We start from the raw sequence: 20,742 nt of genomic DNA, 5'->3' as shown, positions 1-20,742 counted from the left end.
CCCTGTTCCCTCAATAGAACAAGATTTCGCGCTGAAAGCCCTAGCAAATGGTTAACGCGTTGGTGACCTTGTTTTCCGATCTGTGACCGAAACGACACGAATATTGTCGATTAGCCTAACTTTTCCGAGAGAGGCCGCAGCAATCAGCCGTCCTCCGTCGCGATAATGTTCGAGCGCCTCAAGCGTCGCGCCGTCGACATAGGCCAGGTAATCGGCTGCGCCGAACCCGGCGGCGGCAAGCGCCTCAAGACTGTCCTTAAGCACCTCCCCGACTACTTCTCCGGCAGCAATTCGCTGGCAGGCATCCTCGAGCGCTCTGGGTAGCGCGATCGCCTTCTCCCTGTCCTCCGCGGACAGAAGCGCATTGCGCGACGACATGGCGAGCCCGTCATTCTCCCGAACTGTGGGGTGCCCAATGATGGTAACCGGGATCCCAAGGTCCCCGGCCATGCGCCGGATTACCGCTAGTTGCTGCCAGTCCTTCTCACCGAAAATCGCGATGTCGGGGCCACAAGCAATGAACAGCTTGGCCACTACCGTGGCAACGCCATCGAAATGTCCGGGGCGATGTGCCCCTTCCCAGCGGTCTGAAACGCCCCTGACACTGACTGTCGTGGCAAAGCCCTCGGGGTAAAGTTGCGCGGGACGTGGGAGCCACACGACATCGCAGCCCGCCGCCTCCAGCTTCGCAATGTCAGCGTCTTCTGTTCGGGGGTAACGGTCTAGGTCGCCCTTGTCGTTGAACTGCAGTGGGTTGACGAAGATCGTTGCGATGACGCGATCCGCTTCCTGCTGGGCCGCGCGGACCAAGGCAAGGTGCCCATCATGCAGCGCCCCCATTGTTGGAACCAGCGCGATGCGCAGCCCGGACTTTCTCCATGACGTCAACAGCGGACCCAAATCGCTCATTTCACGAACAATTTGCATGCGATTCAGCGCTCCGATACACCAGTGGCCGGGGCCGCCTGTTACATGGGCGGTTGTGGGATTCACAAGGGGAACAGCGGGCCATGGGCCAGCCGCATTTCATCGTCTTCGCCAATGAAAAAGGCGGCACCGGCAAGTCCACGACGGCCGTTCATACCGCGATCGCGCTTGCCGCGTCCGGACATCGTGTCGGCGCGCTCGACCTGGACCAGCGCCAGCGAACCATGACACGTTACCTGGAAAACCGTGACTCAACGATGCGGCGGCTTGAAAAAGACCTGCCGCAAGCCGCCTATGAAGTGCTTGAGCAACAGAACGAAGCCGGGCTCGTCGCTGCCATCGATCGGCTGTCGACGCAGTGCGACGTGCTGGTCATCGATACGCCGGGCCGCGACGACCCGGTTGCCCGCGCCGCGATCCTGAAGGCCGATACGCTAGTTACGCCGATGAATGACAGCTTCGTCGACCTGGACCTTATCGGCCAGGTGCATCCCGAAAGCTACAAGATCACCCGCCCGAGCTTCTATGCCGAGCTGATCTGGAACAGCCGAACCCAACGCGCCAAGGCAACGGGCCGCAGCGTTGACTGGGTCGTACTGCGCAACCGCCTGCAGCACATCCAGTCACACAATCTGCAACGCGTTGGCGCCGCGCTCGACGAACTTGCCCGGCGTGTGGGATTCCGGGTCATCCCCGGCCTCGGCGAGCGCGTCATCTATCGCGAACTCTTCCCGAAGGGTGTCACCCTGCTTGATCTCGCTGAGCTTGGCGAGGTTGGCTTGGGACATATTGCGGCCCGCCAAGAGTTACGCGAGATGATTTCCAGTCTCCCCATTCCCGGCCAGGCCGAAATCGAAGACCAACCCAAGGCCGCAGCCGCGGGCTGAGGCTCGCGAAGCAGGAATTTCAATGTCACACACGTTTCACCGGACAATCCTGCGCGAATATGACGTGCGGGGAATCGTCGGATCAACTCTCACCGTGGATGACGCCCGCGCGCTCGGGCGAAGCTATGCCGCCCTGGCAGTCGGCGAAGGCGCCACGAAAATCGCCGTTGGCCGAGACGGCCGCACTCATTCTCCGGAGCTCGAAGCGGCGCTAATCGAGGGCCTGACCGCCGGCGGTTTGAACGTGGTTCGCACCGGCATGGGACCGTCGCCGATGCTATATTTCGCCGTCGCGACGTTGGATGTTCAAGGCGGCATCCAAGTGACGGGAAGCCATAATCCAGCCGACTATAACGGCTTCAAGATGCTCTTGAACGGTCGGTCGGTCTATGGCGAAGAGATCCAGGATCTCGGCCGCCGCGCTGCCGCGGGCGAATGGAGCGAAGGCAGGGGCGAGGTCAGCGAGGCGAACGTGGTCGACGACTATGTCGATGCCATCCTCAAGGGCTTCGACGGCAAGGCCTATCGTATCGGCTGGGACGCCGGAAACGGCGCAGGGGGCCCGATTGTCGAGCGGCTGGTGCAACGCCTACCTGGCGAGCATTTTGCCATTTACACCGACGTGGACGGCAACTTCCCTAACCACCACCCCGATCCGACGGTCGAAGCCAATCTGGCCGACCTCAAAGCGTTGGTCACAGAGAAACATCTCGACTTCGGCTTCGCCTTCGACGGCGATGCTGACCGGATCGGCGCAGTCGATTCCCAAGGTCGCGTGATCTGGGGAGATCAATTGCTGATAATCCTTGCTGGTCCGGTCCTCGAAGAGCAGCCGGGCGCCACCATCATCGCCGACGTGAAGGCGAGCCAAACGCTGTTCGACCGGATCGCCGACATGGGCGGCACGCCGCTAATGTGGAAGACCGGCCACAGCCTCATCAAGTCGAAGATGAAGGAAACGCACGCGCCGCTGGCAGGCGAGATGAGCGGCCACATCTTTTTTCAGCATGAATGGTATGGCTTCGACGATGCCCTGTACGCCGCAGTCCGAGTGATCCGGGCGGTGTCAGCGTCGGGCAAATCATTGACCGACTTGCGGAGCGAAATGCCAGTTTCGGTCGCGACCCCCGAAATGCGCTTTCAGATCGACGAGAGCCGCAAATTTACGGTCGTCGGCGAAGTAGCCAACCGGCTTGCGCGGGAGGGCGCGGAGGTTAACGCCACGGACGGCGTCCGCGTGAAAACGCCCGACGGATGGTGGCTGCTTCGTGCATCCAACACGCAGGATGTGCTGGTCGCCCGGGCAGAAGCGAAGGACCAGGCGGGTCTCGACCGCCTTATGGCGGCGATCAATCGCCAGTTGGCGGAAAGCGACGTCGCGGCGGTCGAAGCGGCGCACTAGGCAGCGTCTCGCGTGACGGGGACTGGCGACTAGCGTATAGCGTCTGACCATGTCGGGCATGCGGGACGTGGAGCAGGACGATGCCGGAATCGGCATCCTCACCGAGCGATTGTGCCGGGTGCTGGAACTCGCAATGAACGACAGCCGCCTTGAGGTCACGTTAGGCGAGTTGATCGGGATCGTCGAATCGACTTCACGGACCGGAGTGCTCGGGTCCATCCTTTTGCTTGACGAAGACGGCCGTCATTTGCGGCATGGTGCCGCGCCCAGCCTGCCTGCGGCCTATAGCGCCGCGATCAACGGGTCGGAGATCGGGCCCAAAGTAGGTTCCTGCGGCACCGCCGCCTACACCGCGGCTCCCGTATTCGTCGGCGACATCGCCAACGACCCGCTCTGGTCGGACTTTCGGGAGCTTGCCGACGCGAACGGCCTTCGAGCCTGCTGGTCGATCCCGATCATGACTGCCGGCCGCAAGGTATTGGGAACATTTGCGATGTATCATCGCGAGACGCGGGAGCCGACCGTTCGCGACCTGGTATTGGTCGACCTTGTCACCCAGACTGCCGGGTTGGTAATCGACCGATCTAATACTCAGGCCAAGCTTCGCAGCATTGCGAAAATCAGCGCCTAACGACTAGCGGCCAAGGCAAGGCTGTGCCGGCCCGTCCGATATATGCCGCGCTTCATCGCTCTGCCCCTGGCCCGGTTGAACGACGGCGATGACGCACGGCGACGGTGCGAGGGTAACAACGGCAAGCAGGCTCTTGTCCGGCTTTGCGGGTTCGGCGCCGTCCGCCACTAAAACTCGCACAGCCATCCGGTCGAGCAGCGAACCATTATTCCCGCGCCATTCGATGCGCGGTCCCAGATGGTTGAACGCGCCCTTTGCTGCGATTCCGGATAGTTGAAGGTCGGTGCGCCGGCCATCCTTCAGAATTTCCAGCCCCTGCCGAAGGTCGCTCTCGGTCCATTCCACCGAATAGCCGGCGGGCCCGGGACATTGGCGTCGCCAGTAGGAGCCTTCGTCCCGATTTTGCTCGATCAACTTGCAGCTTGCTTCGTCGAGCGGCGTGAAAACGCTGGACCGAGCTGGCGTCGTTTCGGCGGGAACTCCCTCAAAATTCTGCACGCTGTTCGCAACCGGCAGGTCATACTGCGACCCGTTCAGGGGTTTGCTGGATCGTTCGGTGCCGCAACCAGCCGCGGCAACCGCGACGATCAATGCTGTCCTTTTCATCAATCGTCCTCGTCTTCGTAGCCCACCAGCTCCAGCTCCCGCGCCTTAATCTGCCTGGTCATGCACCAGTGCATCAGCGCGTCTTCGCGCCCGTGCGTGATCCACACTTCCTGCGGCGCGACGTCGCGGATTGTCTGGGTCAATTCGTCCCAGTCGCTGTGATCCGAAATCACGAGCGGCAGCTCGACATTTCGCTGGCGCGCTCGTTGCCGGATGCGCATCCAGCCCGATGCCATTGCGGTAACCGGATCGGGCAAACGCCGCGACCAGCGATCGTTGAGCGCGCTGGGCGGACAGATGACGATCCTTCCGGCAAGTTCTTCCTTGGACGCGCCCGTGGCGGGTCGAAGCTCACCCAAAGGCACGCCCAGTTCCTCGTACAAGCGGCACAGCCGCTCCATCGCGCCGTGGTAATAGATCGGCTGGCTGTGCCCCCGATCGCGGAGCTCCGCGATGACGCGCTGCGCCTTCCCCAGCGCATAGGCTCCCACCAGTACACAGCGCTCGGGCTCGGCGTGAAGCCGATGAAGGAGGCGGTAGATCTCGCTGCCCGTGTCCGGGTGCCGGAACACCGGCAGGCCGAAGGTCGCCTCGGTAATGAAGATGTCGCACGGGACGACGACGAACGAGGCGCAAGTCGGATCGGGCCTGCGCTTGTAGTCCCCCGACACCACGACCCGCTCGCCGCGATAGTCGAGGATGATCTGCGCGGATCCCAACACATGGCCGGCAGGCACGAAGCTGATGGTGACATCGCCAAGCCGGACGCTCTCGCCATATTGGACAGGATTGCCCGACTGCTCGCCATAGCGAACGCCCATGATCGCCAGCGTTTCCGGCGTTGCCCATACTTGGCCGTGCCCGCCACGCGCGTGGTCGGCATGTCCATGCGTCACCAGTGCCTTCGGCTTGGGGCGTGACGGATCGACCCACGCATCGGCAGGCTTCACATAAATGCCTTCGGGAAAAGGCTCTATCCAGGAACCCAGGCGGGGCATCGAACCGTTATAGTCCCTGAAACGCCAAGCGGTTCCCGGCGAAACGAAAGGATTAACATGGGTGAAAGCAACCTGATTGGCATCATGACCATCTTAGGCCCGATCGTCCTCCTAGGACTGCTCATCTGGGCGGTTGTCCGTAACAAGCAAAGCCGCGTCCCGAAGGACGTGACGGAGCGCGCTACCGAAGCTAATTATGAGGCTGAAGACCGCGCTGCGAAGAATGACCAGGCCTGAACGAGTCCCTACCATCGATCATTAACGACTGGTTCGCGGCGCGCGGATGGGCACCACGCCGGCACCAGCTTGCCATGCTGGATGCCGCGCGAAACGGGAGACATGCGCTGCTGGTGGCGGCAACGGGGGCGGGCAAGACGCTGGCCGGCTTCCTGCCCACCCTCGCCGACCTGATCGAACAGCCAACCGACGGCTTACACACGCTATACGTCTCCCCGCTCAAGGCTCTGGCGGTCGACGTCCAGCGCAACTTACTCAATCCCATCACCGAGATGCACCTCGACCTCCGGGTGGAAACGCGCAGCGGGGACACACCATCGAACCGCAAGGCGCGACAGCGCATCCGGCCACCGCAGATCCTGCTTACGACGCCCGAATCGCTGAGCTTGCTATTGAGTTATCCGGATAGCGAAACGCTGTTCGCCGGGCTGCGGACCGTCGTCGTCGACGAGATCCATGCCTTCGCCAAGGAAAAGCGCGGCGACCTGTTGGCGCTTGCCCTTTCCCGCCTGCACCGCCTTGCACCGGGCCTGAGGCGTGTGGGCCTCAGCGCGACGATCTCTGATCCCGATGCCTACCGGAGCTGGCTCGCGCCCGACGGCGACATCGACCTGGTCCGACTTGTGAAGGGCGACCCCGGCGCGGATCCCGACCTTTCAATTCTGATCCCTGATGGCCGGATTCCCTGGTCCGGCCATTCCGGCCGCCATGCCGCCGGCGAAGTGATGAAGCTGATCGAACAGCACCGGACGACGCTAGTCTTCTGCAACACCCGCAGCCTTGCCGAACTAATCTTTCAGGAACTTTGGTCGACCAACGACCAAGCTCTGCCAATTGGAATCCACCACGGCAGTCTCGCTCTAGAGGCACGGCGCAAGGTGGAGGCGGCCATGAGCGAAGGGCGACTGCGCGCGCTGGTGGCCACGGCCAGCCTCGACCTTGGCCTCGACTGGGGAAATGTCGACTTGGTCGTGCAGATGGGGGCGCCCAAGGGCTCATCGCGCCTGCTGCAACGCATTGGCCGCGCCAACCACCGGCTCGACGAGCCATCCAAGGGAATGATCGTCCCCGGAAATCGCTTTGAGTATCTAGAAGCACGGGCCGCACTCGACGCGGTAGACGCCCGCGAACTGGACCCTGAGAACTTCCGACCGGGCACACTCGATGTCCTTGCCCAGCATATCATGGGCGTCGCCTGCGCCGGGCCATTCGAAGAAAACGAGCTGCTGGCCGAGGTGCGGTCCGCCGCGCCCTATGCCGGGCTAACTGACGAGACTTGGCGCCGAGTGCTCGAGTTCATCGCAACGGGAGGCTATTCTCTCCGCGCTTACGACAAGTTCCGCCGGCTCGTTGAGGAGCAACCGGGCCGATGGCGGATCACCCGCCCAGCGATCGTCGCGCAGCATCGACTGAACGCCGGAGTGATTGTCGACAACCCGATGATGGACGTGCGATTCGGCAATGGCCGGATGTTGGGCCGGGTCGAAGAGAGCTACGCATCGACGCTAACTATCGGCGACCACATCTTCTTCGCAGGGCTTGGACTTGAGGTCGTGTCGATGAAAGAGACGGACATCATCGTGCGCGCCTCGTCAAAACAGGCTCGGCTCGTGACGTACGGCGGCCAGCGCATGTCGATGAGCACGCATTTGGCCGAGCGCGTACGTGCATTCCTGGCGGACGAAAGCCAGTGGCACCGCTTCCCCGACGATGTCCGCGAATGGCTGGAGGTACAAAAGCGCCGGTCACTCCTGCCCCAGCCCGATGAGCTGCTGGTCGAGACCTTTCCCCACGAAGGCCGGCATTTCATGTGCGTCTACAGTTTCGAGGGCTGGAACGCGCACCAGTCACTTGGCATGCTGATCACCAAGCGGATGGAGACGGCTGGGCTCAAGCCTCTGGGCTTTGTGGCCAATGATTATGCGCTCGCCTGCTATAGCCTTGAGCCGGTAGCCGACCCGCGGCCCCTGTTCTCTCCCGACATCCTCGAACATGAATTCGTCGAGTGGGTCGAGCAGTCACATCTGCTGAAGCGGGCGTTCCGCGAGGTGGCCGTGATCGGTGGGCTGGTTGAGCGGCAACATCCGGGCAAGCGCAAGACCGGCAAACAGGTCACCTTCTCGACCGACCTGATTTACGACGTGCTGCGCAAATATGAGCCGGAGCACTTGCTACTCCGCGCCGCCTGGGACGATGCGCGGGCGCGAATGACGGAACTGGGGCGGCTGGCGCGACTGGTGGATCGGGCGGCGGCGACGATAGTGCATGTGACGGCCAGCCGCGTCACGCCGATGGCGGTTCCGCTGATGGTGGTGATCGGGCGGGAAGCGGCGCCCGCGGGCACCGCCGATGAAGCGCTGCTAATCGAGGCTGAGGCGCTCGCCGAGGAAGCAATGCGGCTCGACTAATCTGGCGTCGACGCGCAAGTGCTGATCGGGCATGAGACGCCGATGCGTATACTTGCTTTGCTGGCCCTGCTTGCGGCCCTGACCGGTTGTTACACCGTCGCCAAAACCGCCGTCGATGTGGTCACCCTGCCGGTGAAGGCGGTCAGCGCGGGGGTTGACGCGGTAACCACAACCCAATCGGAAGCGGATGAAGATCGGGGACGGGCAATGCGCAAGGCCGAGGAGGCGCACGGCAAGGCGCTGCGCGAGTGGGAGAGGGACTGTTCGCGCCGCACAAGGCGCGGCGAGCCATGCCCGCCTCGCCCCGCATTCGTCTCACCGGATAGTCGGCGCTAACGTTTGGCCTTCGCTGCCGTCCGCGCGACTTCGTAGAGGAAGTCCGCGTAGAGAATGGCCTGCCCGTCGAAGCCCAGCACCTTGGGGTTGCTGCTTTCGATTAGAAGCCATTCGTTGGGAGCATGGGCCCCGCCGCCACGGCCACCGCCGAATTGTCCAGCCGCCATCTTCAGCGGCGGGCCGGTGAAGACCACGCCGGGCCAGCTTCCCGCAGAGCGGGCTGACATCGTCATAGGGATCTTGGCATCGGCGAGGGTCGCCTGCTCGGCCTTGATGAGCAGGCTGTTCTCGTCGGTCTGAGTGGGGCCATAGCCCCCGCTGACATTCACCTCGATATCGCCGAAGCCCCGCTTGGCGAGGTGGGCCTTGAGCTTGGCAACCGCCTCGTCCTTGGTCATGTCCGGGACCAGTCGAAGGTCGATCTTCGCTTCGGCCCGGCCTGGGAGGACAGTCTTGCCGCCGGGGCCAGTGTAGCCGCTGACCAGCCCTTGGATGTTCACCGTTGGCTGCTCGGCCAGGCGAAAGTTTGCGGTGAGGTAATCCTCCTCCTTGTACCAGCGCTTGATGCCCAGCACCTTCATGTCGTCAGCTTCGTTGCCAGCGGCGACATCGGCGGCAATCAATTCCTTTTGTCGAGCAGTCAGCGGCTTCACATTTTCGAACCAGCCGTCGATCGCTGGCGTGTGGCCATCTTCAGCTACCAACGTGTTGAGCGCCTTGACCAAGTGCCAGGCCGGACTGTCGACATTAGCCATCAGGCTGGAGTGAATGTCCTTGTTGGGCCCGCGACCCCATTTTTCGCCGCTGGAAATCAGCTGAAGTTCGACCGCGCCCTTGGCGCCGAGCAATAGCGTCATCTGGCCATCGACTGACTGGCCGGCCGACGGGATGATGATACCCGACGCTTTTTCCAGCGCCGCGCGCACCTCCGGATTAGCGATAACTTGGGGGAAATGCGGAGAGGCGATCTCCTCTTCCCCTTCTGCGACGAACACCAGGTTGACGGGCAGCTTGACGCCAGCCGCCTTGAACGCGCGGATGGCGCTGAGGAACGCGGTTTCCGGCCCCTTCTGGTTTACGGCGCCGCGCCCAATCATAACCTTTCCTTCGCCTGGCCGGTCAACGATCCGGCCTTCGAGCGGCGGCGAGGACCATTCGCTCGGCTCATAATGTTTGACGTCGTACATGAAATAGACTGCCAGAGTGTCCTTCGCCCCGGCGTCGAGAGTCGCAAAAACGCCCGGAACGCCGTCGGTCGGAACGACCTTCGCATGCTGGAAACCCGCATCGAGCACTAGGCTGCGCATATATTCGGCGCCCTCGCGATGATTAATCCCCATGTTGGCGATGGTCGGCAACTTGATCCAATCGCGCAAGCGCTCGACCGCCGCTTCGTGGTCCGCCTTAATCGCCGCCACGACCTTTTCCCGGCCGGGATCTCCGGGCTTCGCTGTCGCGCCAGTGGCCAGGGCAGCGGCGATCGCCGTCGCGGCCAGTATGACTTTCGTTGATCGCATGAGACCCCCTTTTCGCCTCCGGTTTGCGGCCGAGACTGGAACCTTATCCCGCGCTCGTCCAGAGTGGACCGATGCGTTACTTCCTCGATACCGAATACGACGGTTTTGGCGGCGCCCTGCTGAGCATCGCGCTGGTGCCCGAAGATGGGGGCGAAGAATTTTACGCGGTCATCGCGCACGATGTCGTTACCGACCCTTGGGTCGAACGAAACGTCGTCCCTTATTTCGATATGGTCCCGGAAGGATTGAAGTCGCCGCACCTGTCCAGGCCGGCGGCAGCCGAGGCGCTGGCGCACTGGCTGTCGCACGACCCCGATCCAGAAATCGTCGCTGACTGGCCCGAGGACCTGGCGCAATTGTCGATGATGCTGGTGACAGGCCCCGGACGGATGGTCCCCCTGCATGGGCTGACGCTCCGGTTTCAGCCGCTCCACAATTTTTCGACCGCCGCGAACAGCGCGGTTCCCCACAATGCGCTGCACGACGCACGGGCGCTGCGCGATCACATCATGAACCACTTGGAATAGCGCGGCTTTCCGGTTTAAGGCGGGGGCGATGGTTCCCTTTTCGTTCGCAGGCCATGATTTCTTTGCAAGCGCCGACGGCGCGGTCCACTGGCCGTCGCAGTCTGCCTTGCTCGTCGCCGACCTGCATCTGGAAAAGGCAAGCTGGTTTGCGCGGTTGGGCCAGATGCTGCCACCCTATGATTCGATTGCCACGCTGACTGCGCTGGAACGCGACATCGAACGGAGCGGTGCCACGCAACTCTATTGTCTCGGCGACAGCTTTCACGACCGTTTCGGCTGCGACCGCTTGCCAGCCACGGCGCGCCACCTGCTGACGGAAATGACGGAGAGGCTCGACTGGGTGTGGATCACCGGCAATCACGACGCCGGGTTCATCGACCATTGCGGCGGGACCATTGCCGAGGAAGTCGTGCTCGATGGAATCGTGCTCCGGCACGAGGCAATCGAAGGTGATTCGATGCCGGAGATGTCGGGCCACTTCCACCCGAAACTGCGACTGAGCCGGAAGGGCCGGAACTTGTCGCGGCGCTGTTTTGTCGCCAGCGCCACCAAGCTGATCCTTCCAGCCTATGGCACGCTGACCGGGGGTCTTGATGCGAGCCATCCGGAGATTCTGCGAAAGGTGGGACCCGGCGCGTCGGCGCTAGTGCCGGTTACCGACCGACTGTTGCGTTTCCCGATCGCCGCCTAGCCAAGCTTTGCCGGGATCAAGCCACGCACGATATTGCCGACGTAGAATCCGTGTTCGAGGTCCTCGGGAGTTAAGTCCGCCTCCTCTGCCCTGCCCTCGTCGAGCAGCTTCGCCCGCAGGATGCCGGGAATGAGCCCCCGGGCGGCGGGCGGAGTCACCAGCCGTCCGTCACGCTCCACGAAAATGCTGGTCCGGCTGCCTTCGGTCAGCTTGCCGTCCGGCCCAACGAAAATGGTTTCATAGGCCCCGTCTTCTTGACGTGCTTTGTCATAGAAGCGCCGGTCGGTGGTCTTGTAGCGCAGACGGAAATCGGATGGCTCGACGGGAAGCGGGCGCAACGCGACGGCTACCGGCTTGTTACGCGGCTCCTCGAACGGCTTGACCTGGATGGCCATCGACCCGGTCCTCGATAGCAATAGCCGGACCATGGCCCGCGACTTTCGCCCGAAGGTCGCGGCCTGAAGCTCGTTGCGCGCCGCGTGGCGGTCGAACTGGAAGCCCAGGTCCGATGCGGACGTGCGGAGCCGGTCGAGGTGGCGCTCCAGTTCGACAATTCCTTCGTCGGGGTCGAAACGCATTGTTTCGATAAGGTCGAAGTCCTGACTTTCCCGACGCACGAAGTCCCCCTTGAGCAAACACTCCGCCCATTCATTGCTTGCCGCGCTATCAACCACAAGCCCCGACCCAAGCCCCAATCGCGCAGTTGTTGCGTCGCGGACCCACTCAAGCGTCCGAATGAGGACGTTGAACGACGCATTGCCGCCAGGTTCGATCCAGCCCATCGATCCGGTGTAGGCGCCGCGCGGTTCCGACTCGAGCCCGGCAAGTGCCTGCATTGCCGCAACCTTCGGTGCGCCCGTTACCGATCCGCACGGGAAAATGGTTCGAAGCACATCGACCGCGTCCAGTCCGGGCCGAAGCCGCGACCGGATCACGCTGACCATCTGATGGACCGTGGGGTAGGTTTCGACGGCGAACAGGGCGGGTACCTCGACGCTGCCTGTCTCCGAAACCCGGGCCAGGTCGTTGCGCATCAGGTCGACGATCATCAGATTTTCGGCGCGCTGCTTTTCATCAGCGGCAAGCGCCAGCCGTTCGACTGAATCCTGTTGCGGCTCGGCGTGGCGTGCCGCGGTGCCCTTCATGGGCTTGGCTTCGAGAACCCCATGCCGCAGCGTGAAGAATTGTTCGGGCGAAAGCGATATGAGCGATCGGTCGCCGTCGAGCATTACCCCGCCCCATCCGGCACGAGAGGATCGGCGGAGCCGCGCGTAAATTGCCAGCGGACTGCCGGCAATCGGCAGATCGCAGCCGAACGTCAGGTTGACCTGATAGAAATCGCCCGAGAACAAATGCTCCCGCACCTGCCCAACGGCTGCCTCATAGTCTATCCGGGAAATCCGTGGCCGGGGCGTGCCAACATAGCCGCCATCGGGTTCGGGTAGGACCCGTGCCAGATCGGATTCGTCATAGCCGCGGAACAGGCCGAAACTAAGCAAAGGGCCATCACCGCTGCGCGCGATGTCCGCAAGCTTGGGATCGAAGGCATAGCCCGCTTCATAGGCGAGATAACCTGCCGCATGGCCGCCGGACCGCAGCCACTGCTGGATGAGATTCAGCGCGGGACTGACTTCCGAAAAGGAATGGACCACCAAGCGATCGACGGGATCGCGATAAACGCGCGGCGCGGCGCCGCCTTCCCGGGCATCGTCGAAAAGGATCCACATGGGTATCGCCATTGCCCCGACCCATTGCCGCCCGTAAACCCTGCTTCGAAATCAAGACCGCCGGGGAAAATCTATGCGTCCGTCATTGTTGCTTGCCGCTGCCGTTCTGTCGGCGGCGGCCTTTTCGGCCAGCGCGCAGCCGATTGATTCGAGGACCCAAGCACGGATTGACAAGGTGCTAAAGGCGACGCCTCTGATCGACGGGCACAACGACCTGCCCTGGGCGCTCCGGCAGGACTTCAACCTGTCCGTCGAAGGGTTGGAATCAGGCACAAACAGCCGCACGCCGCCGCTGATGACCGACATGCAGCGCATGCGGACCGGCCGGGTCGGCGGGCAATTCTGGTCGGTTTATATCAGCGGCACCATCACCGGCGACGAGGCCATCCGGACGACGATCGAGCAGATCGATGCGGCCCGCCGAATCATAAACGCCTACCCAGCGCATCTCCAGCTGGCCTCCACCGCCGACGACATGGTCCGCGTTCATCGGCAGGGGCGGATCGGCTCACTCCTGGGTATCGAGGGCGGCCGGCAGATCGGCGGATCGCTGGCGGCGCTTCGCCAGTTTTATGAACTTGGCGCCCGCTACATGACCCTGACCCACAGCCAGACTACTGAATGGGCCGACAGCGGGACCGATGCGCCCAAACATGGCGGCCTGAGCCCGTTCGGCGAGGCCGTGATTAAAGAAATGAACCGCTTGGGCATGCTGGTTGACCTCAGCCATGTGTCGCCGGAGACGATGCGAGACTCGCTCCGGGTCACCCGGTCGCCGGTGATATTCTCACACTCGGATGCGCTGGCGCTCAACCCCCACCCCCGAAACGTTCCGGACGATGTCTTGCAATTGCTCAAGATCAACGGCGGGGTGGTGATGGTTACCTTCGTGCCGCCGTTCCTGCAGCGGGATGCCTTGGAGTGGAGCAGTCGAAAGTCAGCCGAGGAAGCGCGACTGAAGGCGCTCAATCCGAATGACCCCAAGAAGGTCGAGGCCGAGCTCACGGCATGGGTCGGCGCCAATCCGCGGCCTGCAGTGAAGGTTGGCGCCGTGGCCGATCATATCGAGCATATCGTGAAGCTCTCCGGCTACGATCAGGTGGGGATCGGAGGCGACCTGGACGGGATCGACGTCACGGTGGACGGCCTGGGCGGAGTTGAGGATTATCCCAACCTGTTCGCTGAGCTGATCCGGCGCGGCTGGTCGGATGCGAACCTCGCTAAGCTTGCCGGCGGCAATATCCTGCGCGTCATGCGGCAGGCTGAAGCGGTCGCGGCGTCGATGAAGGACGTCCCGCCCGCGATGGACAAGCTGGCGCCTGCCTCCTAGGCCCAGCGACATGTCCAGTCCGCCGCTCCGCGCCGTGATCGTGCCGGTCACTCCGTTGCAGCAGAATTGCACGCTGCTTTGGTGCACTGAGACGATGAAAGGCGCATTCTGCGACCCGGGCGGCGATCTCGACCGGCTGAAGTCGGCGGCGGCGGAACATGGCGTGACGGTCGAGAAGATCATCTTGACCCACGGCCACATCGATCATTGCGGGTCGGCCGGTATTTTGGCGGAGGAACTGGGCGTTCCCATCGAGGGTCCGCACGAGGACGACCTGTTCTGGATTTCCCGGCTTGAAGATGACGGCCATCGCTACGGAGTCGTCGGGAAACCGTTCCAGTCAGACCGCTACCTGGTCGATGGCGATACCCTGACCGTCGGCAACCTTACGCTCAACGTCCGCCACTGCCCCGGCCACACGCCGGGCCATATCGTTTTCCACCACGCCGAATCGAAGCTGGCGCTGGTCGGCGACGTGCTGTTCCAGGGATCGATCGGACGGACCGATTTCCCACGGGGCAATCACCAGCAACTCCTCGATTCGATCACCCAGCGTCTGTGGCCGATGGGCGACGACACTCATTTCGTTCCCGGTCACGGCCCCATGTCCACCTTTGGCCATGAACGGGCGAGCAACCCCTTCGTGGCGGATCGCGTTCTCGCGAAGGCGTGAAGCGCTTGCGTCTGCCCATGATTTCGCTATAGGGCGCCTTCGTTCGCGACGATCCGGCCGCCGCCGCGGGGTTACCCGATGAGCTGGGCGAGGAGAGTCGCCAATTTTTTTGACCGCGATTTTAAGGAAGAGCCGAGATGGCCGTCCCTAAGAGAAAGACCTCGCCCTCGAAGCGCAATATGCGCCGCAGCCATCATGCGCTGAGCCCGGCCAGCTTCCAGGAATGCCCGAACTGTGGCGAGCTGAAGCTCCCGCACAACCTCTGCTCGGCCTGCGGCCACTATAACGGCCGCGAGATCGTTTCGACCGAGGCCTGAGCGGCATCGCGGACGAGGGGCAGCCAAGCATGGCTAATGGCCCGCGCATCGCGATTGACGCCATGGGTGGAGATATCGGCCCGGCGGTGATGATCGCCGGGATGGCCCGTGCGCGCCGCAGGGACAAGTCGCTTCGGTTCGAGCTGTTCGGCGACGAATCGAAAATCGCGCCGGAGCTGGAAAAGCATCGCCCGCTAGTCGAAGCGGTGACGATCCACCACACCACCGACGCCATCGAATCATCGGAAAAGCCGAGTCAGGCCATCCGCCGCGCTAAGACCACGTCGATGGGGCTGGCGATCAACGCGGTGAAGACGGGCGCGGCCGATGCCGCCCTGTCGGGCGGCAACACCGGCGCGCTGATGGCGATGTCGAAGCTCGCGCTGCGAACCATGCCCGGCATCGACCGCCCCGCGCTCGCCGCATTACTTCCAACTCTGGGCAACACCGACTGCGTGATGCTCGATCTCGGCGCGAATACCGAGTGCGACGCCCAGAACCTCGTCCAGTTTGCCGTAATGGGATCGGCCTACGCACGGACCGTGCTCAGCCTTTCGAAGCCGCGCGTAAAACTCCTCAACATTGGCACCGAAGAGCTCAAGGGTACGGGCGAATTAAAGAAAGCCGCCGCGCTTCTGCGCGAGGCCGATTACCTGCCCTTCCGATTCGAAGGGTTTACCGAGGGCGACCGGCTTTCGCGTGGCGATGTCGATGTCGTCGTCACCGATGGATTTTCGGGCAACATCGCCCTGAAGACTGCTGAAGGCACTGCGCGCTTCGTAACTGACCTCTTGCGCCGCGCTTTTACCTCATCGCTCCGGTCCAAGGCCGGGTTTGCGCTGTCGAAGCCGGCGCTCAACCTGCTCAAGGTCCACCTCGACCCCAACAATCATAACGGCGCGGTATTCCTGGGCCTCAACGGCTTGGTCGTGAAGAGCCACGGCGGCGCCAATTACAAGGGCGTGGCCAACGCCATCAACGTGGCGTCATCGATGGTTCGCAACGACATCACGCGAAAGATCGGCGAGGATCTCGACAATTTCCGCGCCCACACATTTTCAGACGAGGCCGCCGAATGACCCTTCGTTCCGTTGTTAAGGGTACGGGTTCGGCGCTTCCTGCTCGACGCATCGACAATGAAGAATTGGCCCGCATGGTCGATACGTCCGACGATTGGATCGTCGAGCGCACGGGCATTCGCAGCCGCTATGTCGCCGGCGAAGGCGAAACGACCGCGACCCTTGCGGCAGAAGCGGCCCGCAAGGCGCTGGATGCCGCGGGCCTGCAGCCGAACGACATTGGCCTGATCGTGCTTGCCACCGCGACGCCTGACCAGACCTTCCCGTCGTCGGCCACAAAAGTGCAGGCAATGCTTGGAATCTCGGATTGCGTGGCGTTCGACGTCCACGCGGTCTGCACCGGTTTTCTCTATGCGCTCAGCGTTGCCGACTCAATGCTTCGCGGCGGAAACGCCAAGCGGGCACTGGTCATCGGCGCCGAAACATTCAGCCGAATTCTGGACTGGGAAGACCGCACAACCTGCGTGTTGTTCGGCGACGGCGCGGGGGCGCTGGTGCTGGAAGCGGAAGAAGGCGACTCCGGCATCCTTTCGACAAAGCTGCACGCTGACGGGCGGCATAACGAACTTCTCTATGTCGACGGTGGACCATCTACCACCGGTACGGTCGGCAAGCTGCGCATGAAGGGCCGGGAGGTTTTCCGGCACGCGGTGGTCAACCTGGCCGACGTGCTTCGCGAAGTACTCGACACGGAAGGCCTCACGCCGGCTGATGTCGACTGGGTGGTGCCGCACCAGGCCAACGCGCGAATTCTTGACGCGACAGCGAAGAAGTTGGGGCTTTCGCCCGAAAAGGTCATCGTCACCGTGGATCGCCATGCCAATACGTCGGCTGCCTCGGTCCCGCTCGCGCTCGATACTGCCGTTCGCGACGGGCGAATCAAGCGTGGCGATCTGCTCGTGCTGGAAGCGATGGGCGGTGGCTTCACGTGGGGAGCAGCCGCGCTTCGCTATTGAACTACTTGGAAAAACTGGCAAAAGTCGATTTGCCGACGGTCACACTTTGCGATAGCGTAACGAGTGGCGCCGATCGGGCGTAACATGGGGGCGGAGAATCAATATGGCGGATGCGGGTGTTGCCCGTTCGAACGGTATTCACGCGGGTACGCTAACCCGTGCTGACCTGTCCGACATCGTCCACAACCGGCTCGGCGTTTCGCGCGCCGAAAGCGCGAGCATGGTGGAGCGTGTACTGTACCACATGTGCCACGCACTTAGCGAAGGCCAGAATGTCAAGATTTCGGGCTTTGGCACCTTTATCCTGCGCGACAAGGGTGAGCGGGTCGGCCGCAATCCCAAGACGGGCGTCGAGGTGCCCATCGCACCGCGGCGCGTGATGACTTTCCGCGCAAGCCAAATCATGCGCGACCGGATCGCGAAGTAAGGATCGCAGGATGGCGACCGGCGAAAAGGCCCCGGACGCATTCCGCACGATCGGCGAGCTTAGCGACGAGCTCGGCGTCGCCCAACATATCCTGCGTTACTGGGAATCAAAATTTCCCCAACTCCGCCCGCTTCAGCGGGCAGGGAACCGTCGCTATTACCGGCCGGCCGACGTAGCGCTTGCGCGGCGGATCAACCGCCTTTTGAATGAAGAAGGTTATACGGTCCGCGGCGTCCAGAAGCTCCTGAAGGACAAGGCCCCAGCCAGCGATGCGCCGCCAGCGCCGACGGTGGCGGCTGTGACGCCCGCTCCGCTAGTTTCAGAACCGGTCGCTCATACCAGCGGTATCGACCTCGCGCGCCTTGGGGCCATTCGCGACCAGCTCGCTGCAGCCCTCGCCGAATAGTCGTTCGCGCACGCGTACCAGCGCTTCATCGAGTGGAAGCCGCGAAATGCTGACCTCCGGCGGGAAAGCGGTCAGCAACCGCGAAGGGAGGGCACTCGCTAAGATGACGAACAGCCCACGATCTCCTTGGCGGCGGATCAGCCGACCGAACGCCTGAGCCAGCCGTGCGCGGACGACGCGATCGTCGTAAGCACTTCCACCGCCAGCGAGTTTCCGAGCTGCATGCAATACTGTCGGCCGCGGCCAAGGCACGCGCTCCATAACGACAAGCCGTAGCGAGTCGCCCGGTACGTCCACGCCGTCCCGGAGCGCATCGGTACCGAGCAGCGAAGCACGCGGATCATCACGAAAAATGTCGACGAGCGTGCCCGTATCGATCGGATCAACGTGTTGGGCCAACAGTGGCAGCCCGGCCCGCGCCAGCCGGTCGGCAATACGGGCGTGAACGGCTCGCAAACGCTGAATGGCGGTGAAAAGGCCGAGCGTCCCACCTCCTGCTGCCTCGATCAGGCGGGCGTATGCGCCGGCCAAGCCCGCGACATCGTTTCGCCCAATATCGTTGACGATCAGTACCTCGGACTGAGTGCGATAATCGAACGGGCTCGCTGCTTCGAAATGGGCGACCGGGCCGGGAAGGTGCAGGGCCCCGGTGCGAGCGTCGGCGCTGGGCCAGCCCTCGCTCCCGCGAAGCGTCGCGGAAGTGACCAGCACGCCATGCGCCGGCTCCAGCACTGCCCGTGCCAGGGGCCGCGTCGGGTCGAGCCAGTGGCGATGGATGCCCATGTCATATTCCCGCCCCTCGACGCGATCAATCGCCAGCCAGTCGACATAATCGGGATCAGCAATGCCGCCGATCCGGCCGAGCAGCGCAATCCAGGCGCCCAGCGTTTCGCGACGCCACGATAGGCCGCTGATCGCGCCTTCGACACGTGCCCGCGCCTGGGAGTCGAGCCAGTCGGGAGCGTCCTCGATAATCGCTTCGAGCCTTCGGGCGAGTGCGGCAAGCGGCTTCGCCAATACCTCGAGCGCTTCCATCGCCGCTGCGGCAGCGGAGACGAGGCTGCCGTCGGGCTCGGCAAGTTCAGTTTCGAGTCCGTAGCCCGCTTCCTGCGCCTTCGAGCGCGCATATACCGTGCCCCGAACCTCTGCGAGTAGTGCCTCCACCGGGCCGAACGGATCGTCTTCCGCCAGCCGCGCGAGCCAGCCGTCCGAAGGCAGCGCCCGCGCCGCCTCGACCGCAGCTTCCAGTGCGGTCGCGCCTTGGTCGTCGTAGCTGCAGACATCGAGCAGGCGTGCCGACAGGCCGCGCCGGCGCCCACGCGATTTCCCTTCGGGTCCGACGATCCAGCGGCGGAGCTCAATCGCCTCCTGCCCAGTCAGCGCGGCGGAAAAAGTCGCGTCCGCCGCATCGAACAAATGGTGGCCCTCGTCGAACACAATTCGCGTCGGCGCATCGGGACGCCCGCGCGCGGCATTGATCATGACCAGCGCATGGTTGGCGATTACGAGATCAGCCTCCCGGCCCGCCCGCTCGGCTCGCTCGATGAAGCATTTCCGATAATGCGGACAACCCGCGTAGACACATTCGCCGCGCCGGTCAGTCAAAGCGGTTGCCCCCGCCCGGCGGAACAAGCTGGGCAGCCAGCCCGGAAGGTCGCCGCCGACCATGTCGCCATCCTTGGTGTAGGCGGCCCACCGCCCGACGAGTTGCGCCAGAACAGCCGCGCGGCCGGAAAACGCGCCCTGCATCGCGTCTTCCAGGTTAAGGAGGCATAGATAATTTTCACGACCTTTACGGATCACTATGCGCCGGTTGCGCTCATGCTCGTCCGCGAACAGGCGGCCGCCTTCGGCGTCGAGTTGCCGCTGGAGGGCCTTGGTGAAGGTCGAAACCCAGACCGTTCCGCCCGCGCGCTCGGCCCAGAGCGAGGCCGGCGCGAGATAGGCCAACGTCTTGCCGATCCCGGTTCCGGCTTCGGCTAGCAGCATATTCGGTTCGCCAGGCGCCCGGCGCGGAGCGAAGATGGCGACAGACTCGCCGGACATCGCCCGTTGTCCAGCGCGTGGCTCCGCGTCCCTTCCGGTCAGCTCAGCCAATCTCGCCTGCGCATCGGCAACAGGAATCGAGACCGTTCGTGGCTGCGGACGTTCCGCCTGGTCCTCCCATTGCGGAAGACGGGAGAACAACATGCGTTCGCCTCGCTCCGGCTTGGCCAACCGTTGCCCGACGAAGGGTGCCCAGCCCCATCCAAGCCGCTGAAGCGTTGCATTCACCGTCCAAGCGCCTTCGCGCTCTGCCCATTCCTCTTTAGTCATGCGCGACAGGAGCGCCTCGGCGATGGATGCCAGGGCCGCCGCAGCCTGGGCATCGCCGGACGGAGGCTCGATCCCGACCGCCCTTGCCAAACCGGCGACCGTCGGCACCACGAAGCGGGCCGGATGGATGAAAGCAAAGAGCTCCAGCACGTCGAGGCCCGACACATCGGGATAGCCGAGTCGTTGTCCGACCATCGGCGCGTTGAGCAGGATGTGCGGCGTTTCGGCCAGCCGCGCGATCGCTTCGCCGCGCGACGCCTCGCGCACGTCCCCGCTTGCCGCGATCCAAATGCCGGCATGGGTTGCGTGAAGCGCGGGAAGAGGCAAAGGAACGGCCACGGCGT

General features: G+C 63.3%; 21 protein-coding genes. 15 read left to right on the top strand and 6 right to left on the bottom strand.

Going from position 1 to position 20,742, the window contains the following annotated elements:
* Positions 1–51: 51 nt before the first annotated feature.
* Positions 52–927, bottom strand: a complete 876-nt coding sequence (gene panC, locus D3M59_RS07020; RefSeq protein ID WP_119532957.1) for a pantoate--beta-alanine ligase — start codon at positions 925–927, stop codon at positions 52–54.
* An 83-nt stretch (positions 928–1,010) separates the two neighbouring features.
* On the opposite strand from panC, the gene D3M59_RS07015 reads away from it, so the two are divergent.
* Genes D3M59_RS07015 through D3M59_RS07005 form a run of 3 tightly spaced genes read left to right on the top strand, consistent with a single transcriptional unit; the run spans position 1,011 to position 3,847 of the window.
* Entirely contained in the window at positions 1,011–1,814 is an 804-nt protein-coding gene (locus tag D3M59_RS07015; protein WP_119532956.1) for a division plane positioning ATPase MipZ, read from the top strand.
* Between the two features lie 22 nt (positions 1,815–1,836).
* Positions 1,837–3,216 (top strand): phosphoglucomutase/phosphomannomutase PgmG, encoded by a 1,380-nt coding sequence (gene pgmG, locus D3M59_RS07010; RefSeq protein ID WP_119532955.1) that lies wholly within the window; start codon positions 1,837–1,839, stop codon positions 3,214–3,216.
* A 49-nt stretch (positions 3,217–3,265) separates the two neighbouring features.
* Positions 3,266–3,847 (top strand): GAF domain-containing protein, encoded by a 582-nt coding sequence (locus D3M59_RS07005; RefSeq protein ID WP_119532954.1) that lies wholly within the window; start codon positions 3,266–3,268, stop codon positions 3,845–3,847.
* A 3-nt stretch (positions 3,848–3,850) separates the two neighbouring features.
* Here D3M59_RS07005 and D3M59_RS07000 read toward each other — a convergent pair whose 3' ends face one another.
* Both D3M59_RS07000 and D3M59_RS06995 read right to left on the bottom strand, forming a co-directional pair.
* Positions 3,851–4,453 carry a hypothetical protein gene (locus D3M59_RS07000; protein WP_119532953.1) on the bottom strand — a complete coding sequence of 201 codons (603 nt, stop codon included), beginning with the start codon at positions 4,451–4,453 and terminating at the stop codon, positions 3,851–3,853.
* Positions 4,453–5,451 (bottom strand): ligase-associated DNA damage response exonuclease, encoded by a 999-nt coding sequence (locus D3M59_RS06995; RefSeq protein WP_119532952.1) that lies wholly within the window; start codon positions 5,449–5,451, stop codon positions 4,453–4,455. Before D3M59_RS06995 ends, D3M59_RS07000 begins: the two co-directional genes overlap by 1 nt.
* A 57-nt stretch (positions 5,452–5,508) precedes the next feature.
* Between D3M59_RS06995 and D3M59_RS06990 the strand changes: the two genes are divergently transcribed.
* The 3 genes from D3M59_RS06990 to D3M59_RS06980 are packed head-to-tail and all read left to right on the top strand — an operon-like array spanning position 5,509 to position 8,432.
* Complete coding sequence (locus D3M59_RS06990) at positions 5,509–5,688, top strand: hypothetical protein (RefSeq protein ID WP_119532951.1); 180 nt, start codon at positions 5,509–5,511, stop codon at positions 5,686–5,688.
* Positions 5,685–8,096, top strand: coding sequence for a ligase-associated DNA damage response DEXH box helicase (locus D3M59_RS06985; protein WP_119532950.1), 2,412 nt, complete (start codon positions 5,685–5,687; stop codon positions 8,094–8,096). The genes D3M59_RS06990 and D3M59_RS06985 overlap by 4 nt, the downstream gene beginning before the upstream one ends.
* A gap of 42 nt (positions 8,097–8,138) precedes the next feature.
* The gene (locus tag D3M59_RS06980) at positions 8,139–8,432 is read left to right on the top strand and encodes a hypothetical protein (protein WP_119533331.1); all 294 of its coding nucleotides are present in this window, start codon (positions 8,139–8,141) and stop codon (positions 8,430–8,432) included.
* Here D3M59_RS06980 and D3M59_RS06975 read toward each other — a convergent pair.
* Positions 8,429–9,949 (bottom strand): M20/M25/M40 family metallo-hydrolase, encoded by a 1,521-nt coding sequence (locus D3M59_RS06975; RefSeq protein WP_119532949.1) that lies wholly within the window; start codon positions 9,947–9,949, stop codon positions 8,429–8,431. The genes D3M59_RS06980 and D3M59_RS06975 overlap by 4 nt on opposite strands.
* A 71-nt stretch (positions 9,950–10,020) precedes the next feature.
* Between D3M59_RS06975 and D3M59_RS06970 the strand changes: the two genes are divergently transcribed.
* Both D3M59_RS06970 and pdeM read left to right on the top strand, forming a co-directional pair.
* A complete protein-coding gene (locus tag D3M59_RS06970; RefSeq protein WP_119533330.1) occupies positions 10,021–10,476 on the top strand; it encodes a 3'-5' exoribonuclease in 456 nt (151 codons plus the stop codon).
* Between the two features lie 28 nt (positions 10,477–10,504).
* A complete protein-coding gene (pdeM, locus tag D3M59_RS06965; protein WP_119532948.1) occupies positions 10,505–11,167 on the top strand; it encodes a ligase-associated DNA damage response endonuclease PdeM in 663 nt (220 codons plus the stop codon).
* Here the strand turns inward: pdeM and pabB are convergent.
* Entirely contained in the window at positions 11,164–12,894 is a 1,731-nt protein-coding gene (pabB, locus tag D3M59_RS06960; protein WP_233543186.1) for an aminodeoxychorismate synthase component I, read from the bottom strand. The genes pdeM and pabB overlap by 4 nt on opposite strands.
* A gap of 73 nt (positions 12,895–12,967) precedes the next feature.
* Here pabB and D3M59_RS06955 point away from each other — a divergent pair, with 73 nt between their 5' ends.
* The 7 genes from D3M59_RS06955 to D3M59_RS06925 all read left to right on the top strand — a co-directional run bounded on the left by D3M59_RS06955 (position 12,968) and on the right by D3M59_RS06925 (position 18,082).
* Positions 12,968–14,224, top strand: a complete 1,257-nt coding sequence (locus tag D3M59_RS06955) for a dipeptidase (protein ID WP_119532946.1) — start codon at positions 12,968–12,970, stop codon at positions 14,222–14,224.
* Positions 14,225–14,234: 10 nt separating this feature from the next.
* Positions 14,235–14,897, top strand: coding sequence for an MBL fold metallo-hydrolase (locus D3M59_RS06950; RefSeq protein ID WP_119532945.1), 663 nt, complete (start codon positions 14,235–14,237; stop codon positions 14,895–14,897).
* A gap of 137 nt (positions 14,898–15,034) precedes the next feature.
* A complete protein-coding gene (gene rpmF / locus D3M59_RS06945; RefSeq protein WP_119532944.1) occupies positions 15,035–15,214 on the top strand; it encodes a 50S ribosomal protein L32 in 180 nt (59 codons plus the stop codon).
* Between the two features lie 29 nt (positions 15,215–15,243).
* On the top strand, positions 15,244–16,293 hold the full coding sequence (gene plsX, locus D3M59_RS06940; protein ID WP_119532943.1) for a phosphate acyltransferase PlsX: 1,050 nt from the start codon (positions 15,244–15,246) through the stop codon (positions 16,291–16,293).
* A complete protein-coding gene (locus tag D3M59_RS06935; protein WP_119532942.1) occupies positions 16,290–17,249 on the top strand; it encodes a beta-ketoacyl-ACP synthase III in 960 nt (319 codons plus the stop codon). The genes plsX and D3M59_RS06935 overlap by 4 nt, the downstream gene beginning before the upstream one ends.
* A 103-nt stretch (positions 17,250–17,352) precedes the next feature.
* A complete protein-coding gene (locus D3M59_RS06930) occupies positions 17,353–17,676 on the top strand; it encodes an integration host factor subunit alpha (RefSeq protein ID WP_119532941.1) in 324 nt (107 codons plus the stop codon).
* A gap of 10 nt (positions 17,677–17,686) precedes the next feature.
* Entirely contained in the window at positions 17,687–18,082 is a 396-nt protein-coding gene (locus D3M59_RS06925; protein ID WP_119532940.1) for a MerR family transcriptional regulator, read from the top strand.
* On the opposite strand, the gene D3M59_RS06920 is transcribed toward D3M59_RS06925, so the two are convergent.
* Positions 17,996–20,737: an ATP-dependent DNA helicase gene (locus D3M59_RS06920; RefSeq protein WP_119532939.1), complete on the bottom strand. Its 2,742-nt coding sequence runs from the start codon at positions 20,735–20,737 to the stop codon at positions 17,996–17,998. The two genes, D3M59_RS06925 and D3M59_RS06920, sit on opposite strands and share 87 nt — an antisense overlap.
* Positions 20,738–20,742 lie beyond the last annotated feature (5 nt).

It is taken from the genome of Sphingomonas edaphi (genome assembly GCF_003583725.1).
In the GTDB taxonomy this organism is placed as follows: domain Bacteria; phylum Pseudomonadota; class Alphaproteobacteria; order Sphingomonadales; family Sphingomonadaceae; genus Sphingomicrobium; species Sphingomicrobium edaphi.
This window is presented reverse-complemented; position numbering and strand designations above follow the sequence as displayed.